Below are 204 nucleotides of genomic sequence, written 5' to 3' on the forward strand. Positions count from 1 at the left end.
CACCGACCTCACGCTTATCAGGCGTGCGCTCTAACCGGCTGAGCTATAAGCCCGTCTCAAAAGGGGCTTTACGCCACTTTCTGCGTCCTTCCGGACTTTTTCTTTTTTTAATGCTGGCGGCCACCTGCTCTCCCACACCGTCTCCAGTGCAGTACCATCGGCCGCTTAGGTCTTAACCATCGTGTTCGGGATGGGTACGGGTGT

At 55.9% G+C, this 204-nt stretch carries 1 rRNA gene; it reads right to left on the reverse strand.

The window, feature by feature from the left end:
- Positions 1 to 111: 111 nt before the first annotated feature.
- Positions 112 to 204, reverse strand: a 5S ribosomal RNA gene (gene rrf / locus H6A20_RS13455); the annotation flags it as partial.

Origin of the sequence: Mordavella massiliensis (genome assembly GCF_016901695.1) — a bacterium.
GTDB classification, from domain to species: domain Bacteria; phylum Bacillota; class Clostridia; order Lachnospirales; family Lachnospiraceae; genus Claveliimonas; species Claveliimonas massiliensis_A.